General features: G+C 32.5%; 1 protein-coding gene and 1 pseudogene. Both read left to right on the forward strand.

Features of this window, described 5'->3' with window-relative positions; translation table 11 throughout:
- Window positions 1-34 precede the first annotated feature (34 nt).
- Window positions 35-1,097 (forward strand): annotated as a pseudogene (locus H5185_RS23500) (type I restriction endonuclease).
- 765 nt (window positions 1,098-1,862) lie between these two features.
- The gene (locus tag H5185_RS21825; RefSeq protein WP_124016598.1) at window positions 1,863-2,045 is read left to right on the forward strand and encodes a hypothetical protein; all 183 of its coding nucleotides are present in this window, start codon (window positions 1,863-1,865) and stop codon (window positions 2,043-2,045) included.
- Window positions 2,046-2,100: the final 55 nt, after the last annotated feature.

Consider the following 2,100-nt stretch of genomic DNA (forward strand, 5'->3'; position numbering starts at 1 on the left):
GAGTTTTATTACTTATTAATATGAGGTCGATGAAATGGATTTTATTGAACGAATAGATGTTTTATCAAAGAGAATTCCCCAAATTTCAGGTAGTTTACAAACTGAGGAAGCAACTAAAAATGCGCTAATAATGCCCTTTCTTCATACAGTATTGGGTTACGATGTGTTTAATCCTAATGAAGTAATTCCAGAGTTTACTGCGGATATAGCGACAAAAAAGGGTGAGAAAGTTGATTATGCTTTAGTCAAGGATGGTGAAGTACAAATCCTTATGGAATGTAAAAAATATGGCGAAAAACTTTCAGTTAAGCATGCCGGACAGTTATTTAGATATTTCTCTGTTACAAATTCTCGTTTAGCAATTTTGACGAATGGTACTGAATATCAATTTTTTACTGATCTAGATGCGCCTAACAAAATGGATGAGAAACCATTTTTAACCTTAGATTTATTAAATATTGATGAACACCTTATTCCTGAGCTTAAAAAATTAACTAAGACTTCATTCGATGTGGAGTCAATTGTAAATGCAGCTGGTGAGTTGAAATATTTAAACCAAATAAAAAAACTGCTAGGTGAACAATTTAAAGACCCTGAAGAAGAGTTCATTAAGTTTTTTGCTGCTAGGGCCTATGACGGTGTACTTACGCCTAAGGTCAAACAGCAATTTACAGAAATAACTAAAAAAAGCTTTAAGGCAGTTTTTAAGTGACAGTATCAATGCAAGGTTAAAATCTGCCATTGGTAGTGAGCAATCATCGAAAATAGATAATGAAGAGCTGTGTGTCCTGGATGATGATAAACCTAAAATAACAACTACGGATGATGAGGTTGAAGGTTTTAATATTGTAAAAGCTATTTTAAGACAAAAGGTTGATGCTAATAGAGTTATAGCAAGAGATACTCAGAGTTATTTTGGGGTTTTATTGGATGACAATAACCGTAAACCTTTATGTCGCTTGCACTTTAATACAAAGCAAAAATACCTTGGGTTATTCGATGTTGATAAAAATGAAACAAGACATCCAATAGACAATCTTGATCAAATTTTTGATTTTAGTGATGCATTATTACAAACGATAAAATACTACGAATAGATTATATTTAGGACGGTTAAAGATATGGGGCTGTAGTATTGCTCCATTTTGATACTGAATAATTTGATAGTATCAAGCCAGTTTAGTATGTATCTAAAGGAGTAGGTTGGTGTATCAGATTAAAAATAAGGCAGGCTATTTAGGTTTTACTTTTTTGATTTCTTCAATAATAGTTATTATTTATTGTGTTCCCGTAGCCGGTTGTTTAATCGCAATTACATTTTCAAGTACTGGTTTCCCATTAGAATTTTTTTTAGATAATTATTTACTCACGATTTATATGATCATTTCCTTTGGTAGTTCAGCTTTGTACCTAATTAAAAGTAAGTCGTTGGACACAGAGAACTTTCAGTTAGCGTTTAAGTATAGTTTTTTCCCTATTGTTAGTCTGGTTATTTTTGTTTTATATCTTTCGATACTGAATCTAGTTTACTTTTTATCTAGGATTTAAATGGGACTTAAGCTTGCTGTGATTGTATAGATAGGTAGACATTATCAATACTCTCTATCTATATCGATAAGCTTAACTGTTTTATTTTATTGGTTTTTATGCTGATATTTATTACTGGCGCGTTATCGTTTTCTATAGGAATGGTGCTGTTGACTTTACAGGCACAAGCTGTGCAAAATTGCCCTCTATTTTATGTTGTTGAGTCAATTGATTACATCAATGGGATTGTCAACGGTTTACTCAGTTTTTTAGTTAATGTTAATGGTACATATCATCAAAATCATTTTTAAGGATAATTTAACAGGATGTTTACAATGGCGTTTACTATATTAATTCTATTGGTATTTTGGCTAATACCGTTAGTTATTATTGCCCGCAGCAAGAAAGTTAGCGCGAATGAGAAACTTGCCTGGTTGCTGGCAACCATATTTGTGAGTTGGTTGTCGTTTATTTTATTTCTCTTGCTCGCACCATTAAAACCTCGGGATAGCCATTAAGGTCATAGTTGTTGGTTATGTTCATGCAACAAAAAGGGAACAGTAACTGTTCCCT

This window comes from Shewanella sp. SG44-6, from assembly GCF_014164185.1.
GTDB classification, from domain to species: domain Bacteria; phylum Pseudomonadota; class Gammaproteobacteria; order Enterobacterales; family Shewanellaceae; genus Shewanella; species Shewanella vesiculosa.

Excerpts from the sequence above, each read along its gene's own strand:
- H5185_RS21825 (WP_124016598.1), top strand. The coding sequence starts at position 1,863 with ATGGCGTTTACTATATTAATTCTATTGGTATTTTGGCTAATACCGTTA.